Below are 19,454 nucleotides of genomic sequence, written 5' to 3'. Positions count from 1 at the left end.
TTTTTATATCAGATTTCTAATGTCGTTTGATCCGCCCACTGCCATTCCGGCTTTAAGGCTTTAATGTCTTTTACCAGTGCAAAGAGGGATAAATCCTTTTTCTTTGATTCTAACATAACATCTATATCTATATTAAATTCTTTTACCTTTTCTGCAAATTGAATAAAATCCATGGGATTAATATAGTCCGCATGTCTTCTGTCTTTTGGTCCTTCCTTAGGACTTGAAAGATGGATCTTGGGAGGAAGATTTGTCCCTTCCCATGTTGAAAATATTGCTTCCAAATCAGGTTCTTCCCCTTCATTATTGCATAAATGATGATGTATGTCCAACACCATGGGCGCTTTAATTTCTTTGCATATGGATAATACATCTTTTGCTGTAAAACTTTTATCGTCATTTTCTAAAATCAGTTTATCCCGAATCTCTTTAGGTGCCTTATTAAAGTTCTCTATAAACCGCTCCATAGCCTTTTCTTTGCCACCCTGAGTACTACCAATATGAAGAACCATCTTCCCTAAAGGATAGTCCATATCTTCAAATAACGCATGGTGATACATCAGATCCCTTATGGTAGCTTCCACAACCTCTTCCCTTGTACTGTTTAACACGTTAAACTGATCCGGATGCGTATCCACCCGCATGCCGTGACTTTTTACAAGTTCTCCTATTCTTTTAAAATCCTCTTTAAAAAAAGTTCTGTACCTCCAGTCTTTTACCTCGGGATGGGTAGCAAGGGGAACAAGCCTGGATGTTATTCTATAAAAATGAACTTGATGTTCAATATTGTATTTTAAAATGGTGTATAAATCGTTTAGATTGGAAAGGGTGACTTTTTTTAATTGGTTGATTTTTTCTTCCTCAGATATTAATTTTTGATACCTGGTGAAAGTAAGATGGCTTGAAGATGTAACATTAGGAAGACCTAAAGCAATTGCAACATAGCCTAGCCGAATATACATGACTCTGCTCCTTTTAGTTTTTTAATATAGTTTGTGCACAATTTAAAAAAAGTTTCGTTTGCAAAGCTTTTTCGCCGAACACGGTCGGCAAAGCAGACAAATTACAATTCGCGCGAGTGTAAATCTTTCCGGAAGGCTTTTTATTATATAGGAAATTCAGAAGAATTTCCTATATAATAAAAAAAAGAATGTGCATAACACACACTCTTTTAATCCAATTCAAAACTAATCGGAGGCAAATCCATAATCCAGTAACCGTATTCTCCGGGAGCAGGTCGTGTATTTCTGCAACAGAGAAAATAATTAAATCCATAAACTTTGGCTTTTTCTTTTGCAGCTGGGAAATAAATATCAGGAACAGCTAAGCAATAAGTGTTTAACTGTACATTTCTTCCCAAAAGAAGGTGATTATACTTCTTGGCACCTATTAAAAGATAAGGATTACTGTACCACCTCCAGGGATAATTTAAAAGCAAGGGCAGTTCTTCATAAGAAATCCTGTACCACTCCATGTATTCCTTGTTCCGTTCAAAAGGATTCATTCTTATGTTTTCCCGCAAAATTTTATTTAAGAAATTTTCTTTTTTAGGCTTATGGTGAAGAAATTCTTCATGCTTCTCTGGGGTAAAATATGAAAAAAAATCCGTGTCCCCATTTTCAGCAGCTGGTACTTCCCGATCGGATGCTTCTGACGCTAATAAGCCTTCTACTTCAGATGTTTCAAAATTGGATTCTGCCACTTCTATGGATTCAAGAAATTCGTCTTTTTGTGCTGTTTCTTCTGCTTTTGTTTGCTCTATGGTTTCTAATCCTCGTTCTTCTTTAATTTCTTGTATTGCTCCTATGCTCTTAGCTTCCTCCGCCTTTTTAGCTAAGTCAGGCTCTTTTATAAAGTCCTCTGTTGGCCCTTCTGTTTTGATTGCTCTAAGGGTTTCTTTTTCTTCTTCTGATTTTACTTTTACTTCTGATTCATGCTTTACACTCACAGCGTTTAATAAGCTTTTCCATGCAAATGGTTCTTTTTTAAAACCAACCAGGGGTACATTAGGGGAAATAGCATCTTCTGCCGTAATCACCGCTCCTTCAAACTGTTCTATGGAAAGGCCGCTTCCCCCGACATTGTTTCTGTTGACACTTATTTTAATATCTCTTTTACCCTTTTCATCTACATAAAAAGATTCTATAGGCACAATCCTGGGACCCGCAGGCAAATTCGCAAGCAGTGAGAATCTATAGCCTTTTTCTTTGGGAATAGGCTTTAAGTCCTGCACATAGACTTGGATTTTGGCCTGATCACCATAAGCATCAACTTTACAGTAACCGGAAGGTTCTTTGCTTGTGAAAGAATATCCTCTGGTATCTTGTTTTAAAATAATATACGCTCTATAATATTCCCTACTCACTTTAACTCCCCCATTATATACCTTGTCTTTATAATATATTGGAGGAGAATAAAAAATATGACATAAATCATAGAAGCTCCATCTCAATGTCTCTTTTAATTTTCTCCGGTTTTTACATAAATAAATACTCTCCGATGGCATCAGGGAATGAAAATTCGCAGGTCTTTTTCGCACTGTCAAATCTTACCTGTATATAATTATTGGTCGGATCCAAACCAACAAAAATACCTTCTCCATAGACATTATGATAAAGACGTGTTTCATCTTTCTTAAGCTTTTGGGACAATTCAACCTTTCTTGCTTCTTCAAGCTGTATCAGTTTTGGTAGTAGAAACTCTTGTATATAATGTTCTGTCAGCAATTCGTTGTTTTGATCAAACAGTTCCTGTACCATTTGGATTTCAGCTTCATCATCATATACATGATCAATTTCTTTAACATCCTCTTCCCTTTTAAAAGAATCGAACAGTTCCACACCTTCACCCCTTTTTTCAAATATATTAAACCCATTTCATATTTAAAAACGCTTCCCTACCTAATAAAGTTGATAACTCACTTTGATATATCTAATGATTCATTTAAATTAGCCTTTTCTTACTTATCAAAATAATTCCAAAATAATCAACATTATTAACTATACATATACAAGAAGTTTTTCACAAGTATTTTCGACAATTTTTTATATTTTATTTGGTTTTATCTAAAAAAAATAATTGACTTCGTTAGCATAACTTTCTACAGCTTATATCCGAAAGATCATATTAAAAATAATAAAACCTCCGGTATGCCAGAGGTTAAAATGTACTGCTGAAAATTAAATAAAACTATTAAGATTAAGTTTTTTATATGCTTATAATCATTTCCTTTTGAATGGATTGAGTTAGTACCTAATCATTGCATTAAAATAGGCTCAAAATCAATAACAAGGTGGGATTTGAATAATCCCACTATTATTGATAAAGAGCCTTTTTTACTTCAAATATTCACTTAAAGCATCGGATAACTTAGCAAACTCATCAATCGAAAGCATTTCCCCTCTAATATTTTCATCCAGACCGACTCTGCTCAGTATACTGGCCATTTCTTCCTTAGAAATAGAAATCACATTTTGATTATATAGGCTATTGATCAAAGTTTTTCTTCTTTGTGAAAATGCTGCTTTTATAATTTTAAAAAATAATGCTTCATCTTTTACAGATACTGTGGGCTCATTTAATACTTCCAGATGTATAACAGCGGAATCTACATTAGGTCTTGGAATAAAGCAATTATGAGGAACATTTGCGAGCAGACAGGGCTTTGAATAATATTGGACCGCAACTGAAATAGCTCCGTAATCTTTGCTGCCCGGAGAAGCTGCAAGTCTTTGCGCAACTTCTTTTTGAACCATAATCGTAATACTTTTTACCGGCAGCTTGCTCTCTAAAAGTTCCATAATAATAGGGGTCGTAATGTAGTAAGGCAGATTAGCCACTACCTTAATGGGTTGATTACTGTTTTCCTCTTCTATAAGCTTTTTTAAGTCAATCTTTAATATATCCCCATGAATGATTTTAATATTATCATATTGGCCTAATGTATCATTTAAAATCGGTATCAATTGGTCGTCGATTTCTACTGCTATGACCTTTTTGGCCTGAAAAGATAACACTTGAGTTAAGCTTCCGATGCCCGGACCGATCTCAAGCACACAATCCTCTTCTGTAATTTGTGCGCCCTTTATGATTTTATTTAAAACATGGGAATCAATTAAAAAATTCTGTCCGTATTTCTTTCTAAACACAAACGGGTATTTACTTAAAATCTCTTTTGTCTTACTAGGGGATGCAATTAAGTCCATAGGATTCTCCTCTGTTACTTTAAAGCCATGTCTTTAGTTTATTGTTCTGCCAGTATATATACTTTTCTTTGCTGTCTGCCGAAATTAACGGCTTCTTCCAGAGTATTAAAGTATAAATCAATTTTATTCCCTTTAATAGCTCCTCCTATATCTTCCGCTACAGCATATCCATAACCTTCAACATACAATTTAGTTCCCAGTGGAATTACTTTTGGATCCACAGCAACTGTTCCAACTCTTGCCCTGGTTCCTGTATATGTAATTCCAAATCCTGGTTGACCAGGATATTTACCTGTATCCTTGTAACTTGCAGTGTAAGCTGTAGCATTCATAGTCAGAACCTTTTTGTACTTATATATTTTTCCGTCTGACCCTTTTATGGTGTTTTGGGCACCAACTTCTATAATTTCATCTTGGGGCTCGCTTAGAACAATCTCTGCAACTACTTCTCTTTTTTGTTCCTTTCCTCCAAGATATTCGATCTTAATGGTTTTCTCCAAGATTCCCTTTTTACCATGCTGTACAACTTTCTTTTCTCCTGCCGGAAGATTAGTGGTTTCTTTTGTCTGAGTCTTATATGGAATCTCAGCCTTTTCAGTGATAAATTCTTCTTTGTAGGTTTGAATCTCTAATTCCATATAAGGACGAATTCTTTCTTCCAGAGGAATGTTGGTATTTCCTTTGCTGCCTAATTCAATATTCTGCTCTTCTAAAAAATCTTCAATGGTCTTTGTTTTAGTATACACTTCTTTTTCTTTTCCGTCCACTGTTACTTCAACAGGAACTGCTCTGTGAATAGTTATGGTCATTCCTTCTACGATTTGATCATCCGGGTCTACATCCATTTCGTCATTTTCACTTAATGTAATACTTTGCTCCTGTAAAAAACTTTCTACAGTAGTTTTAGGTGTTTTGTATAATGTTAACTTATCATTATCAATAACCGTTACTTCTTTTAACATCAGTTGATATGCTGTAACGCTGCTTGAGCCCAATAAGAACATACCTATAATAAGCAATAGGGTTCTTGTTTTTTGGTTCATTTTTTTACCTCCTGTATAAGTGAGTTCTTTGGTATTATAAATGGAAAACTATGGATTGTCAAATTTACTTAATACATTGTTAATAAATTAGTAATAAATCTCTCAAACCCTTATAAACACTAGTGTTGACGCATTTTTAACATTTTATTCATAACTCCTTTATTATTTTGTAAATATTAATTTATACTTTCTTAACATATTAAAAAAACCAGAATATATCAGGCTTTGAAGCCTCTTTACATATTCTGGTTTTTGCTTATTCATATTCATTTTTGTAATCAAAACTTAATTTTTCTCAAATTTTAAATAATTTCTTTCCGTTTTCCATCGTGATTCTGGCAACTTCTTCGGAGGTAATATCTTTAATTTCTGCAATTTTTTCTACAACATATTTCAAATTTCTGGAGTCATTTCTTTTTCCCCTGAGAGGAACAGGGCTAAGATAAGGCGCATCAGTTTCAATCAAAATAGATGATAGAGGGATTTCCTTTACAACCTCAACTACTTTTTTGGCATTTTTAAATGTAACTGTTCCTCCCACTCCAATGTAGAAACCTTTTTTTACATATTCCTTTGCCATCTCGACACTGCCGGAATAACAGTGAATCACGCCTCCTACAGGCTTTACCTTTTCAATGAGATCAAAAGTATCCTGGCTTGCTTCTCTGCTGTGAATGATGACAGGTAAATTTACTTCCTTTGATAATTCCATCTGCCGCTCAAACCAATATTTTTGCAAATCTCTCGGAGCATTGTCGTAATAATAATCAAGGCCTATTTCACCGATGGCTACAACCTTTTCTTCTGCCGCAAGGCTCTTTAATTCCTTAAATTTCTCCTCGTCTAGCTCTTCTGTATCATGGGGATGAACGCCTATGGCACAGTATATAAAATCATATTTTTTCGCAAGTTCTATTCCCGCTTTGGATGAAGAAATGTTCGCGGCACTTTGAATAACATAGCCAATTCCACTGTCTTTTAAACTTAAAAGAAGCTCATCCCTGTCTTCATTGAACGCTTCGTCATCATAGTGAGCATGGGATTCAAAATACATTATTTCACCTTCGCTCCGCTTTCAATATCTTTGTCAGTTGATGCCAAAACGAGATTTCCATTTTCATCAGAAGCCGCCAAGATCATTCCCTCTGACAAGATTCCTCTTAGTTTTACAGGTTTTAGATTACATACTACGATAACTTTCTTACCCACCATTTCTTCAGGAGTATAGTATTTGGCAATACCGGATACGATTTGTCTAACTTCGTTACCAATTTTAATCTGAGACTTTAAAAGCTTGTCCGCTTTTTCTACTTTCTCGCATTGAATGACTTCTCCTACTCTAAGATCCAGCTTTGCAAAATCATCAATGGATATATACTCCGTTACTTGCTGCTCTTCTTTTTCTTCTTTTTTCTCTTCTGCTTTTGCTACAGATTCTTCTCTGGCTTTATTTTGTGCCGCCTCTAATGCTTCCAGCTCCACTTTCATATCGATTCTTGGGAAGAGTATTTCTCCTTTTTTAACGGTGAAATCCTGTGGAAGACTTCCCCAAGTCTTCGCACTGTCCCAGGTGGTATTTTCTCCTTCACAAAGAGAGAGCTGCTCCCATACTTTTCTTGGAGTTGTCGGCATAAAGGGTTCTACAATAATGGAAACAATACGAAGAATTTCTCCTAAGTTATACAATACATTAGCCAATTCGTCTTTTTTCTCTTCATCCTTTGCCAAAACCCAAGGCTGTGTTTCATCAATATATTTATTGGCTCTTCTGATAAGATTCCAAATTTCTGTAAGTGCATCGCTAAATAAGAGTTTTTCCATATATTCTTCTACTTTAGTAACGGTCTCACGAGCCAGGTTTTTTAATTCTTCATCGTATGCTGTAGCTTTTCTGCTTAATGGCAAGGTTCCATTAAAGTATTTATCCACCATGGCCACAGTTCTTGATAAAAGATTTCCAAAGTCATTGGCAAGGTCGGAGTTAATTCTTTGGATCAGCGCTTCATTGGTGAAGTTTCCATCCTGTCCAAAGGCAACTTCTCTAAGTAAGAAGTATCGGATCGCATCAGAACCATAACGATCCACCAATACTTTAGGATCAACCACATTTCCCTTGGATTTTGACATCTTGCCTCCGTCTATAACAAGCCATCCATGGCCAAAAACCTGTCTTGGAAGAGGCTCATCCAAAGCCATTAAAAGTGCTGGCCATATAATGGTATGGAAACGTACAATTTCTTTTCCTACCAAATGTACATCTGCCGGCCAATATTTTTTATATTCTTCATCGTTTTCAGACATATATCCAAGGGCACTGATATAGTTAGACAATGCGTCCACCCATACATATACGACATGACCGGGATCAAATTCCACAGGAATTCCCCATTTGAATGAAGTCCTGGAAACACATAAATCTTCCAGTCCAGGTTTTAAGAAATTATTAATCATTTCATTTTGTCTTGTTTGAGGTTGGATAAATTCAGGATGACTTTCTATGTATTCGATCAGTCTGTCTTGATATTTTGACAATCTGAAGAAATAGCTTTCTTCTTTTACTTTTTCTACTTCTCTGCCACAGTCCGGACATTTTCCATCCTTTAATTGTCTTTCTGTAAAGAAAGTTTCACAGGGCGTACAATACCAGCCTTCATAGGAGCTTTTGTATATGTCTCCCTTTTCATATAACTTTTTAAAAATCTTTTGAACGGTTTTTTCATGGTAATCGTCTGTTGTACGAATAAAAGTATCGTAACTGATATTCATTATCTTCCATAATTCTTTAATCCATGTTACAATAGAGTCGACATACGCTTTCGGTGTCATTCCTTTTTGTTTGGCAATTCTTTCGATCTTTTGACCATGTTCGTCAGTTCCTGTTAAAAATTTCACATCATATCCTCTAAGTCTTTTATACCTTGCCATAGCATCCGCTGCAACGGTTGTATAGGAATGGCCAATGTGAAGTTTATCACTGGGATAGTAAATAGGCGTTGTAATATAATAAGTTTTTTTACTCATATTAACCCTCCACTGTTTAATGTATAGTTTGATTAAATTTGCTAAAAATTATTATATCGCCTTTATACGAAAAATGCAAAATACTTATGAAATATAGTGAAACTTATTTAAAGTATAGGTGTTTTATAACATTTATATACCAGTAATTATCATTTAAAATTCTTTATTATTTCTTGACTAATTCTATAAAAGATGTATTATTATAATGGGGAAAGTTTTAAAGTTACCTATTATCTTTAGTTTTCTCTATTATAATTACATAAATAAAATGAATAAGGAGGCTTTTTTTTATGGCAACTCAAGCAAAATTTCCAAGAGAGCAAATTGGATCAAATAATCCTATTTTTTCTCAAATCAGAACAACCATTGAAACCCCTTTCTATGGCAACAATGTTGTTAAAGTGACATCTTTAAAAGAAGCATACAAATTAGCTGCTGCTTCTCCCGGAACCATTGTAACCGATATGCCTGTTTATAATCCTGAAGCAATCGGATTAGATTCAGACGCTAAAGTATTGCTCTTTAACGATGGTGCTGTTAGTGGCCGTGCCGCTTCTGCAAGAAAAATCATCGGTGAACCTGGAGTAAACACTGCAGAATATGCTCTTAAAATCAGTGAAGCTGTTTATCAAACTCGCTATAAAAAAATGTATCATGCTGAAGTTTATGTAGGACTTCATGAAGACTTCATGGTAAAAGCTCATCTTTTAATTCCAGAAGGTCAAGAAAACATTATGTATTCCTGGATGCTTAACTTCCAATATATAACTGATGAATATTTCAATATGTATCAAAGATCCAAAAAATTAGAACATGAAGGAGATATCTACGTATTCTCTGATCCAACCTGGTCTCACCCAGATCATCCAATGGGTCTTACATGCTTTGATCCAGAACACAACTGTGCTGCACTTCTTGGCATGAGATACTTCGGTGAACACAAGAAAGGTACTCTTACATTAGCATGGGCTATTGCAAACCGTAACGGATATGCATCCTGCCATGGCGGTCAAAAACGTTATAACTTAGCTGACGGAAGAAAATTCGTTGCTGGTGTATTTGGATTGTCCGGTTCCGGTAAATCTACTATTACTCATGCTCGTCACAATGACAAATATGATATCACTGTTCTTCATGACGATGCGTTCGTTATTTCTACTGTAGATGGTTCTTCTGTTGCATTAGAACCTGCTTACTTCGATAAAACTCAAGACTATCCATTAACCTTCGAAGACAATAAATACTTATTAACCGTACAAAACAATGGTGCTACTGTTGATGAAAACGGAAAAGTAGTTATCGTTACCGAAGATATCCGCAACGGAAATGGACGTGCTGTTAAATCTAAATTATGGTCACCTAATCGTGTAGACAAGTTTGATGAACCAGTTAATGCAATCTTCTGGCTCATGAAAGACCCAACACTTCCTCCTGTTGTTAAATTAAAAGGCGCTGAACTTGCTTCTGTAATGGGAGCTACATTGGCTACAAAGAGAACAACAGCTGAAAGACTTGCTCCTGGAGTAGATCCAAATGCATTAGTTGTAGAACCATATGCTAACCCATTCAGAACATACCCATTAGCTGATGACTACAACAAATTCAAAGCTTTATTCCAAGACAGAAATGTAGACTGTTACATCTTAAATACAGGTTCTTTCTTAGATAAGAAAGTAACTCCTGCTGTTACATTAGGTGTATTAGAAGCGATTATCGAAGGAACTGCTAACTTCAAACCATGGGGTAACTTCTCTGATATCGAAATCATGGAAGTTGAAGGTTATGTTCCTGACTTAAACGATGCTGAATATGTAGATCAATTAAAGAAGAGAATGGAAGACAGAATCAGATTCGTTGAATCCAGAGCAACAGAAAAAGGCGGATTTGACAAGCTTCCTGATGACGCATTAGCAGCACTTAAGAAAGTTGTAAGCGAATTAAAATAATAAATAAAAGGAGCCAATGGCTCCTTTTATTTATTCCATTTTTCTATGTATTAAAAAGCCCTCCGGATGTATTCTCGCCCCTATTGTATTTTATCAGCTTTGTCGACCGCGCTCGGCACAAGAGGTGTACCAGCTAAACGCTTTCTTATCTTCCAAAAACCCATATTGTGATATAAAATGAAGCTATAACTCCTGCCAGATTAGCAAGAATGGCTCCTAAGAGGGTATATCTTGTTTTTTTAATTCCAACAGACATAAAATATACAGACATAGTATAAAAAATGGTTTCCGTACATCCCATCATAACAGAAATAAGCCTTCCTATGAATGAATCCGGCCCATATTGTTTAAACAAATCTAGAACTAATCCCAAACTGGCAGAAGATGAAATGCTCCTTAGAATCGTAAGAGGAATCAGCTCCGACGGAAAAGAAGTAAATTTAAGTAAGGGCTTTAGTCCCCTTTCGATCATATCCAAGGTTCCAGAAGCTCTAATAATCCCTACAGCTACCATAAGTCCAATTAAAGTAGGCATAATCGTTAAAATAGTATTGACGCTTTCTCTTGCCCCTTCTATAAATACATCAAAGATATTGATTTTTTTAAGAAATCCATAAACAAGTATGCCAAATATAATAAGAGGAATCATGAAATCAGAAATATATAAAACCCATTTCAACTTCTTTTTCTCCTTTCCATAAGTTTCCCAAATACCACTGCAACCAAAGTTGAAACACAGGTAGCAAGTAAGGAAGGCCCTATAACTTCTGAAGGATTTACAGAACCATATTGAGATCTATAGGCAATAATATTGACTGAAATAAGCTGTACAGATGAAATGTTTACAATCAGAAACATACACATGGCATTGCTGGCTTCATCTTTTTTAGGATTTAATTTTTGCAATGCCTTCATTGCCAATAATCCCGGAGGAGTAGCTGCCCATCCCAGTCCTAATACATTGGCAATCAAATTGGTAGCAATATATTTTTGAGCATCATGGCCATCAGGAACATCTGGAAATAAAAAACGTAAAATTGGTCGTATCTTATTGGTCAAACTGGAAATAAGCCCTGACTTTTCTGCTATTTTCATAATTCCCATCCAAAATCCCAGTACTCCTAATAAAGTAATACAGATCTGCACAGCTTCCTTGGATGAATTAATTGCTGTTTGAGTAACATCTCCCATAGTTCCTGTAAATGCAGCAACGATAATACCAATTACAATCATAAATCCCCATAAATAATTTAACATACTCTCCCCCCATTCAAATTGTATAGTTTCTTCTCTATATATATGTACAAGCCGCAAAAATATGAACAAGCTGTAGATATAGTTTTTACAGTACGACTAGTATATTTGTCGAATTTTAGCCGTTTTGATTATTTCCAGTTAATTTTTGGATATATTTAATAAAAAATGAAACTCATCATTTATATGTTAATCCAAATGTCAAAAATTTAACATTTTGCACCAAAAATCGACTTATTTAACTTACTTATATAACTATTATTGTATGTATTTCTTTATATTTTAAAAATAGTGTTGACTTTTATTGTTAATTATGGTACTCTTTAATTGTAATATAATGTCGAAAAACAAAATATTAGAGGAGTGGATATAGCGTGAAATCAACAGGTGTTGTAAGAAAAGTAGACGAATTAGGAAGAGTGGTGCTTCCTATCGAATTGAGAAGAAATTTAGACATCCATGAAAAAGATGCTTTGGAGATTTTCGTTGATAACGACAAAATCATTTTAAAGAAATATGAACCAGCAGACATTTTTACTGGTAGCATGGAAGATTTAATTGACTATAAAGGTAAGAAAATCTCTAAAGAAACAATTATTGAACTTGTAAGATTAGCAGGAATGGAACTTAAAGAACAATAAAAAAAAGCCAGAAGCTGGCTTTTTTTTATTGTTCTTTATTTGATTTGATGAATGATTTGATAAACTTCTCTTTTACTGAGCCCTCTGTCTTTAGCCACTTGCTTTAGGGCTTCCTTTTGAGTTTTACCTTGATCTATGTACAATCTGACATGTTCATCGATGCTAATATTTTCCCATTTCTTTATTTCTATTTCATTGATTGCTTCATTGGATAATCCTTCAATAACTAAAACAAATTCCCCTTTTGGTGAAACCTCCTGATAGTACTTTATGCTTTCTTCTATGGTGCTTATTTTGACTTCCTCGTACTGCTTGGTAAGTTCCCTTACGATGGATATCTTTCTATTGCCTAAGGCCTCATAAAGGGCTTCTAAGGTTTTTAAAAGCCTATGGGGAGCCTCATATAGTACAATGGTTCTGTCTTCATTAGAAAGTTTTCTAAGCCTTTCATTTCGCCCTTTATTGTCCGTAGGTAAGAAACCTTCAAAAATAAATCTTCTGGTAGAAAGTCCCGATATAATAAGCCCTGAGATTACCGCAGAGGCCCCCGGTACTGGCGTAACCAAAATATTATTTTCATGGGCAAGGCGTACAAGATCTTCTCCCGGATCGGATATTCCAGGAGTTCCAGCATCACTTACAAGAGCGATGTTTAAACCTTCTTTTAATTTCTCAATCAATATTGGTCCTTTAGCGGCCTTATTATGCTCGTGGTAACTGGTTAATGGTGTAGTAATTTCTAAATGATTTAAGAGTTTTTTTGTATGTCTTGTATCTTCTGCAGCAATTAAATCCACTTCTTTTAAAATTCTTACCGCTCTATATGTAATATCTTCTAAATTTCCAATAGGTGTTGCACATAAATATAATGTTCCAGGCATTGAGCTACCCCTTTATTCATTGTATATTTCCTTTACTTCATCATTATACTGACCCTTTTCATTATAAATAATAAGAGGCTTTAAACCCTTAAGCAAGGCTCTTGCATTTTTCACCGCTTTTATAAGGACCATATTAGGCTCTTTATCGATATAAGGATGAACCATTTGTAATGCTTTCGGCTCAAGACGATATTTTCTTAAAAGCACCATAATATCAACCAATCTGTGGGGACGATGAACCATATAAAAGCTGCCCTTATTTTTTAATACATAAGAAGCAGCATAAATAATATCTTCTAAAGAACAAAGCACTTCATGTCTTGCTATGGTTTTTGCTTCATGGGAGTTTTTTAGTCCCCCTTCTGCATTCATATAAGGGGGATTGGATGTAACAACATCAAAGGATTCGGCTTTATAATACTCTTTTATTTTTTTAACATCCCCAAGATGGATTTCTACTTTGTCTTCCAGATGATTAAGCAGAATGCTTCTTCTTGCCATATCCACATTCTGTTCTTGAATCTCAAGACCGATAAATTTTTTTCCTCTAGTCTTTGCTTCTAATAACATAGGTATTATGCCATTTCCACTGCCTAAATCCAGTACTGTATCTCCTTCTTTGACTTCTGTAAAGGCGGAAAGTAAAACTGCATCCATCCCAAAACAAAAGAATTTGGGGTTTTGAATGATTTGATAACCTTTTAAATTCAGGTCATCGATCCTTTCCCCTTCCCTAAGCAAAATATTATTCTGTAAATTCATCATAGATCTCTTCTATTTCCTGTTCATCTTTTTTCTTGGGAGAAGGTGTGAACTGAAGGACATCTACAGAATATACACCAGCTTCCGTATCTCCTTCTTTTTTAACAACTGCTACCCTTACCAGTTGGCGAAGAACATTAACGGATAATACAGTTCCTTTACCGTCAGGAGTCATTACTTCTTGTCCTACATCAGGCAGTTTCGCATTAATTTCTTTATAGGTTTCTTCTTCATATTTCAGACAACACATAAGTCTTCCGCAAACACCAGAAATTTTTGTAGGATTTAAGGACAAATTCTGCTCTTTAGCCATTTTTATAGATACCGGCTGGAACTCTGACAAGAAACTCGCACAACATAGAGACTTTCCACAGATACCTATGCTTCCCATCATTTTTGTTTCGTCCCTGACTCCTATTTGACGCAGTTCTATTCTTGTTCTAAAAATTGCCGCCAAATCCTTTACCAGTTCTCTAAAATCGATTCTTCCTTCTGCAGTAAAATAGAACATAATTTTATTATTGTCAAAAGTAAATTCTACATCTATGAGCTTCATTTCTAAATTATGCTCTTTGATCTTTTGCTTACATATTTCAAGAGCTTCTTTTTCTTTTCTTTTATTTTCAAATTCTGTCTCATCATCTTCCGGCGTTGCAATTCTAATCACCCTTTTTAAGGGATGAACCAATTGTTCTTCAGGAACATCTCGATTGGCTATAACAACCGTTCCATATTCTACACCTCTTGCAGTTTCTACAATAACATGACTTCCCTCTTCTATTTCTAAATCACCGGGATCAAAATAATATATTTTTCCTGCTCGCTTAAAACGAACTCCTATTACGTTCATGTGCATTCTCCTTTATATGTAGTAACATAATTTCTAAAGCAAGTTGAAAATTCGCATTTTGCCTGAGTTGTTTTTTTGCTTTTTCTATTGCATCCAAACTTTTGCCAAGTTTATTATAAGATAAGACCATAGCTGTATTCAACAAAACATCAACTTTATCTTTATTAATGATATATGGATTATTACCCATTTGCTTTAGAAATAAAATATCTCTATACCAAGCATACATTAAATCCAGTACAAAATCTATTTCTTCTTTATAGTTTTCCATTTCTTTTTGGATTTCAAACAATTTCATTAAATCTCCTGAGTGAATTTCATTAGTCCATCTTATGACATGTTCTCTGATTTCCAAAAAATGCTCTGATTCCATCATGTTTTTAATAGCGCCAATACTTCCACCGGAAAAAGTAATGTATAGATCAATCATATGAGGATCTACAGCAGTACTTTTAAAGTAATCTTTTATTTCTCCTGGCTTCAGAGGATTTAGCTTTATAAGGGAACATCTTGATATAATAGTGGGAAGAAATTGTTTGTAATTCGTAGAAATAAGCATAATGATTCCATAGGAAGGAGGCTCTTCTATGGTCTTTAAAAGGGCATTTTGAGCCTGCACGGTCATTTTGTCCGCCTTGTCCACTATATAAATCTTATACCTGTATTTATAGGGTTTTGTTTCTATATCTTTTTGAATATGGTCTCTGATTTCATCTACTCCTAAATTCTTTTTATCTGTATCGATAAAAAAAACATCAGGATGATTTCCTGAGTCAAAAGCTCTGCACGAACTGCATTTATTACAGGGTGCAGTTCCTTTTTCCAAACATTGAAGCGTTTTGGCAAAAGTAAATGCAATCATCTTTTTACCAACACCAGAAATGCCGTCAAAAATATAACTGTGAGATACTTTATTGTGTTCAATCGCTTGCTGGAGATTTTGAATGACTCCTCTATGACCAATAATTTCTTCAAATGTATACATAGCAAATCTCCTATCTTTTGATAAAAAAATACCGCTGTGTTTTTTTACAGCAGTTTATAGATCTATTTTTAAGTTATTATATCCAAAAGCAATCCTCTGATTTCATCAACTCTTTCTAAGATTTTCAAGTGGTCTTTTTCCTTTTTAATGAGTTCCTGGGCCAGTTCATCCAAATTGTCATTAACCTTTTTTACAATACCATACACCCGGTGTCTTCCTCTTTTATCCAGGAAATTCTCTCTGGAAAACTTATGAGATCTCGATACCACTTCATTCATAAAGTCAGAAACCAAAGTTCTATATTTTCTTAAATCTTTAATATCCATATGGTCAGCTAATTTTTTACCCTGGACCGTGATATCCTCTAACATTTTTTCAAGCTTTTCTTGAAGCTCTGATTCCTCAATTTTGCTTAAAAGCGTGAAGGCAAAATCTTTTTCTACTGATTTTTCCTTTACTTCTTTAGTTGCTTGTATAGAAGGTGTTTGAATTGGCCCGACTTTCATATCCATTGTTTTTTCCCCTTTAAAACTTAGATTTTTTCAAAACGGTCTACATCCAGTACAAAAATAGTAGCTCCTCCTACAGTCACTTCTATAGGATAAGGAATGTATCCTTCCGTTATATTGGTTGGTGGTAAATTTGCTGTTGTTACCTGTTTTCTGCTTTTACATTTCTTTTCTATAATACTAAGAGCTTCATCAACCTTTTCTTCTTCTACTCCAATAAAGATCGTTGTATTTCCTGATTTTAAAAATCCACCGGTACTGGCAAGCTTTGTAACTCCAAAACCTTTTTTATTTAATTCATCCATTACTCCGTGGGCGTCTTCATCATGAATGATCGCAAATATGAGTTTCATAAGCATCCTCCTTTAATAAACTGCTTACTTCTTTTATAATTTGCTCGTAGATATTGTCTATACTCTGTCTTGCGTTGATGGATTTTATACGCTCTGGATATTTTTTTAGAAGGATTTTATACCCCTCATATACTTTATTATGAAATGAAATATGCTCCTGTTCCAATCGATCCAAGGATTTTTGACTGTTTTTTCTTTTCATTGCTAACTCTGGTTCTATATCAAAAAAGAATGTAATATCGGGCATAAATCCTTGTACGGCATAAGAATTAATAGCTTCCACAATATCCATGCCAATCCCTCTTGCATAGCCTTGATAGACAATACTCGAATCTACAAATCTATCACTGATGACAATCTTTCCGCTTTCTAGGGCCGGCTTGATCTTTTCTTCCACATGCTGTGCTCTAGATGCTGCATAAAGGAGGGTTTCTGTCATATCTGATAAAACTTCATTTTTTACATCTAAAACAATATTTCTAATTTGCTCACTGATTAAAGTTCCCCCAGGTTCTCTGGTTATAATAACTTCATAACCTTTATTTAAAAAATAGTCTTTTAATCTTTCGATCTGTGTTGTCTTTCCTGAACCGTCTGAACCCTCCATAGAAATAAATAATCCTCTCATAATTCACCCCGTCTAATAACCTCTATTGTCTTTTCTTTTTTTCGTCTTTTGATCTGTTCAATATGGAATTTTGTTATTTTTTCTCCTGGAGATAATAAGGGTATACCAGGGGGATAAAATACAACGAAATTCGCACAAACTTTTCCTTCCCCATCTTCTAAGGGAATCACTTCTTTTGGTGCATAGAAAGCTTCTCTTGGAGAGATCATGATTTCTGATGGAGGATACGATATATTGTTTATATCGGCATTTTTTTGATTTAAGATTAATTTCTTGTCTATTTCTCTTAAGGAATTTAAAAGACGCTTATACCCTTCTTGCGTATCCCCTACAGTCGTAATGCCAATAAAATGAATTTCACTGCTTAACTCCATTTGAATCTTGTATTTGTCCCTAAGAAGCTTGTCAATATCCATCCCTGATTGATTGGTATATCCAGTATAAAAAACCAATCTTGAAATATCAATTTCTTCAATAGCATACTGATGGTTTAATTCTTCTCCAAGAAGAATGATATGATCCAATTTCTTTAACTCATTTCTTAAATCCTTAAGTCTTGAAAAATAAGGTTCAAACCAAAGATTTTTTTCCTCGTCCAATGTTTTTCTAAGGAAATCCATCAACCCCATAAATATATAAGAAGGACTGCTGGTTTGAATCATTCTAAGTATTTGCTTTACTCTATGTCTATTTACTCTATTGCCTTGAAAGTGCATGAGGGCACTTTGGGTAAGAGCTGGTAAAGTCTTATGAAGACTTTGAATGACTATATCAGCTCCTTGACTAAGAGCTGTTTTAGGAAAAGAAGAATGAAAATTAAAGTGAGCTCCGTGAGCTTCATCAACAATCAAAACTTTATCATATTTATGGACAATCCGAGCAATTTCTTTAATATTTGAAGTGAACCCTTCATAAGTAGGACTTGTAATAAATACAGCTTTTGCTTCTGGACATTTTTTTATAGCTTCTTCTACATCCTCTGAAGAAATCCCACCTAATAAACCGTATTTCTTCACCATTTTGGGATTAATATAACTTGGTGTAATATCTCCTAAAATCATTCCGTGATGGGCAGAATGATGACTATTGCGCGCAAGAATGAGTTGGTCTTTAGGATCGCATACCCCAAGGATAGAAGCTATAACCCCAGCTGTGGATCCATTCACTAAAAATATCGTTTCTTCTGCGCCGAAGGTCTTTGCTGCTAATTCTTGTGCTTTGGCTATTACTTCTTCCGGCTCGTATAGATTATCCATACCTCTGACTTCTGTAACATCTAAATTAAGTAAATTAGAAGGAGAAAATACCTTCCCTAATTTATGTCCAGGCATGTGAAAAGGATATATATCTTCTTTATTATAATGCATTAATCTTTCATATAAAGGTGCTTCTGCCATAAAATCAATCCTATATAAAAATAAATTATTGATTTCATTATATCTTAAAAATACATATTAGCCAAGCCCTGTAAGCATCAATTATAACAGTCTTGAGTTTTCTAACAATAAGTACAAAAAAGAGTTTCTCTTGCGAAATTCTCACGCCAAGCTTAGGCGGCAAAACCGATAAAGTACAATAAATGTGAAAGTACAGCATTTTTATGCAATAAAAAAAATCGTAAGAACTATTTCTTACGATTTTTGATGAGCTACCCGGGACTCGAACCCGGGACACCTGGATTAAAAGTCCAGTGCTCTACCGACTGAGCTAGTAGCCCAAGCTCATTATGTAAAGATGGTGCCCAGAACCGGAATCGAACCAGTGACACGAGGATTTTCAGTCCTCTGCTCTACCGACTGAGCTATCTGGGCATGGTTGCGGAGAGAGGATTTGAACCTCTGACCTTCGGGTTATGAGCCCGACGAGCTACCAGGCTGCTCCACTCCGCGATATAAATAAATGGTGGAGGGAGAAGGATTCGAACCTTCGAAGTCTGCGACAACAGATTTACAGTCTGCCCCCTTTGGCCACTCGGGAATCCCTCCACATAAAGCCGACGATCGGACTCGAACCGATAACCTGCTGATTACAAGTCAGCTGCTCTGCCAATTGAGCCACGTCGGCATATTCTTATTATGCACTAATATTCATTTTTCATTCTAAAATGATGGGCGCAATAGGGCTCGAACCTATGACCCCCTGCTTGTAAGGCAGGTGCTCTCCCAGCTGAGCTATGCGCCCGCGATTATATATAATGGCGACCCAGAAGGGGCTCGAACCCTCGACCTCCGGCGTGACAGGCCGGCGCTCTAACCAACTGAGCCACTGGGCCACATACTACACCTTCAAAACTAAACACTGTCTGCTAAAGCTTTCTTAGGTCAAGCCCTCGACCTATTAGTACTTATCAGCTCAACATGTTACCATGCTTTCACC

At 35.3% G+C, this 19,454-nt stretch carries 19 protein-coding genes and 7 tRNA genes; 2 read left to right on the top strand and 24 right to left on the bottom strand.

Annotation, left to right across the window (positions count from 1 at the left end):
• Nucleotides 1-8: 8 nt before the first annotated feature.
• From uvsE to metG, 7 genes are all read right to left on the bottom strand, one after another.
• A complete protein-coding gene (gene uvsE / locus JOD07_RS12970; RefSeq protein WP_204614258.1) occupies nt 9-962 on the bottom strand; it encodes a UV DNA damage repair endonuclease UvsE in 954 nt (317 codons plus the stop codon).
• Between the two features lie 209 nt (nt 963-1,171).
• Nucleotides 1,172-2,365: a DUF7922 domain-containing protein gene (locus tag JOD07_RS12965; RefSeq protein ID WP_204614256.1), complete on the bottom strand. Its 1,194-nt coding sequence runs from the start codon at nt 2,363-2,365 to the stop codon at nt 1,172-1,174.
• A gap of 112 nt (nt 2,366-2,477) precedes the next feature.
• The gene (locus tag JOD07_RS12960) at nt 2,478-2,840 is read right to left on the bottom strand and encodes a hypothetical protein (RefSeq protein ID WP_204614254.1); all 363 of its coding nucleotides are present in this window, start codon (nt 2,838-2,840) and stop codon (nt 2,478-2,480) included.
• 495 nt (nt 2,841-3,335) lie between these two features.
• Nucleotides 3,336-4,205, bottom strand: a complete 870-nt coding sequence (rsmA, locus tag JOD07_RS12955; RefSeq protein ID WP_204614253.1) for a 16S rRNA (adenine(1518)-N(6)/adenine(1519)-N(6))-dimethyltransferase RsmA — start codon at nt 4,203-4,205, stop codon at nt 3,336-3,338.
• Between the two features lie 38 nt (nt 4,206-4,243).
• A complete protein-coding gene (locus JOD07_RS15710; RefSeq protein ID WP_158741725.1) occupies nt 4,244-5,248 on the bottom strand; it encodes a 3D domain-containing protein in 1,005 nt (334 codons plus the stop codon).
• Between the two features lie 295 nt (nt 5,249-5,543).
• On the bottom strand, nt 5,544-6,302 hold the full coding sequence (locus JOD07_RS12945) for a TatD family hydrolase (RefSeq protein ID WP_158741726.1): 759 nt from the start codon (nt 6,300-6,302) through the stop codon (nt 5,544-5,546).
• Nucleotides 6,302-8,290 carry a methionine--tRNA ligase gene (metG, locus tag JOD07_RS12940; protein ID WP_274596599.1) on the bottom strand — a complete coding sequence of 663 codons (1,989 nt, stop codon included), beginning with the start codon at nt 8,288-8,290 and terminating at the stop codon, nt 6,302-6,304. Before metG ends, JOD07_RS12945 begins: the two co-directional genes overlap by 1 nt.
• 269 nt (nt 8,291-8,559) lie before the next feature.
• Here metG and JOD07_RS12935 point away from each other — a divergent pair, with 269 nt between their 5' ends.
• Entirely contained in the window at nt 8,560-10,215 is a 1,656-nt protein-coding gene (locus JOD07_RS12935) for a phosphoenolpyruvate carboxykinase (ATP) (RefSeq protein WP_204614252.1), read from the top strand.
• 145 nt (nt 10,216-10,360) lie between these two features.
• Here the strand turns inward: JOD07_RS12935 and JOD07_RS12930 are convergent, their stop codons facing one another.
• Entirely contained in the window at nt 10,361-10,894 is a 534-nt protein-coding gene (locus tag JOD07_RS12930) for a spore maturation protein (protein WP_158741729.1), read from the bottom strand.
• On the bottom strand, nt 10,891-11,472 hold the full coding sequence (locus JOD07_RS12925; protein WP_158741730.1) for a nucleoside recognition domain-containing protein: 582 nt from the start codon (nt 11,470-11,472) through the stop codon (nt 10,891-10,893). Before JOD07_RS12925 ends, JOD07_RS12930 begins: the two co-directional genes overlap by 4 nt.
• 371 nt (nt 11,473-11,843) lie before the next feature.
• Between JOD07_RS12925 and JOD07_RS12920 the strand changes: the two genes are divergently transcribed.
• A complete protein-coding gene (locus tag JOD07_RS12920) occupies nt 11,844-12,110 on the top strand; it encodes an AbrB/MazE/SpoVT family DNA-binding domain-containing protein (protein ID WP_158741731.1) in 267 nt (88 codons plus the stop codon).
• 35 nt (nt 12,111-12,145) lie between these two features.
• Here the strand turns inward: JOD07_RS12920 and rsmI are convergent, their stop codons facing one another.
• From rsmI to JOD07_RS12845, 15 genes are all read right to left on the bottom strand, one after another.
• Nucleotides 12,146-12,991: a 16S rRNA (cytidine(1402)-2'-O)-methyltransferase gene (rsmI, locus tag JOD07_RS12915; RefSeq protein WP_158741732.1), complete on the bottom strand. Its 846-nt coding sequence runs from the start codon at nt 12,989-12,991 to the stop codon at nt 12,146-12,148.
• Between the two features lie 12 nt (nt 12,992-13,003).
• Entirely contained in the window at nt 13,004-13,753 is a 750-nt protein-coding gene (locus JOD07_RS12910; RefSeq protein ID WP_204614251.1) for a tRNA1(Val) (adenine(37)-N6)-methyltransferase, read from the bottom strand.
• The gene (locus tag JOD07_RS12905; RefSeq protein WP_158741734.1) at nt 13,737-14,603 is read right to left on the bottom strand and encodes a PSP1 domain-containing protein; all 867 of its coding nucleotides are present in this window, start codon (nt 14,601-14,603) and stop codon (nt 13,737-13,739) included. The genes JOD07_RS12910 and JOD07_RS12905 overlap by 17 nt, the downstream gene beginning before the upstream one ends.
• Complete coding sequence (holB, locus tag JOD07_RS12900) at nt 14,578-15,588, bottom strand: DNA polymerase III subunit delta' (RefSeq protein WP_158741735.1); 1,011 nt, start codon at nt 15,586-15,588, stop codon at nt 14,578-14,580. Before holB ends, JOD07_RS12905 begins: the two co-directional genes overlap by 26 nt.
• Before the next feature lie 68 nt (nt 15,589-15,656).
• Nucleotides 15,657-16,100 carry a YaaR family protein gene (locus JOD07_RS12895; RefSeq protein ID WP_158741736.1) on the bottom strand — a complete coding sequence of 148 codons (444 nt, stop codon included), beginning with the start codon at nt 16,098-16,100 and terminating at the stop codon, nt 15,657-15,659.
• A 20-nt stretch (nt 16,101-16,120) separates the two neighbouring features.
• A complete protein-coding gene (locus JOD07_RS12890; RefSeq protein ID WP_158741737.1) occupies nt 16,121-16,450 on the bottom strand; it encodes a cyclic-di-AMP receptor in 330 nt (109 codons plus the stop codon).
• Nucleotides 16,422-17,078 carry a dTMP kinase gene (gene tmk / locus JOD07_RS12885; protein WP_207756968.1) on the bottom strand — a complete coding sequence of 219 codons (657 nt, stop codon included), beginning with the start codon at nt 17,076-17,078 and terminating at the stop codon, nt 16,422-16,424. Before tmk ends, JOD07_RS12890 begins: the two co-directional genes overlap by 29 nt.
• On the bottom strand, nt 17,075-18,475 hold the full coding sequence (locus JOD07_RS12880; protein WP_204614250.1) for an aminotransferase class I/II-fold pyridoxal phosphate-dependent enzyme: 1,401 nt from the start codon (nt 18,473-18,475) through the stop codon (nt 17,075-17,077). The genes tmk and JOD07_RS12880 overlap by 4 nt, the downstream gene beginning before the upstream one ends.
• A gap of 247 nt (nt 18,476-18,722) precedes the next feature.
• Nucleotides 18,723-18,795: transfer RNA gene (locus tag JOD07_RS12875), tRNA-Lys, on the bottom strand.
• Between the two features lie 18 nt (nt 18,796-18,813).
• Nucleotides 18,814-18,889: transfer RNA gene (locus JOD07_RS12870), tRNA-Phe, on the bottom strand.
• Between the two features lies 1 nt (nt 18,890).
• Nucleotides 18,891-18,967: transfer RNA gene (locus JOD07_RS12865), tRNA-Met, on the bottom strand.
• Between the two features lie 11 nt (nt 18,968-18,978).
• Nucleotides 18,979-19,063 (bottom strand) — tRNA-Tyr (locus JOD07_RS12860).
• A 6-nt stretch (nt 19,064-19,069) separates the two neighbouring features.
• Nucleotides 19,070-19,142: transfer RNA gene (locus tag JOD07_RS12855), tRNA-Thr, on the bottom strand.
• A 44-nt stretch (nt 19,143-19,186) separates the two neighbouring features.
• Nucleotides 19,187-19,259, bottom strand: a tRNA-Val gene (locus JOD07_RS12850).
• A gap of 14 nt (nt 19,260-19,273) precedes the next feature.
• A tRNA-Asp gene (locus JOD07_RS12845) sits at nt 19,274-19,350 on the bottom strand.
• Nucleotides 19,351-19,454 lie beyond the last annotated feature (104 nt).

This window comes from Defluviitalea raffinosedens (assembly GCF_016908775.1).
Taxonomy (GTDB): domain Bacteria; phylum Bacillota; class Clostridia; order Lachnospirales; family Defluviitaleaceae; genus Defluviitalea; species Defluviitalea raffinosedens.
The sequence above is the reverse complement of the archived record's forward strand: the minus strand, read 5'-3'. Positions and strand labels throughout refer to the sequence as shown.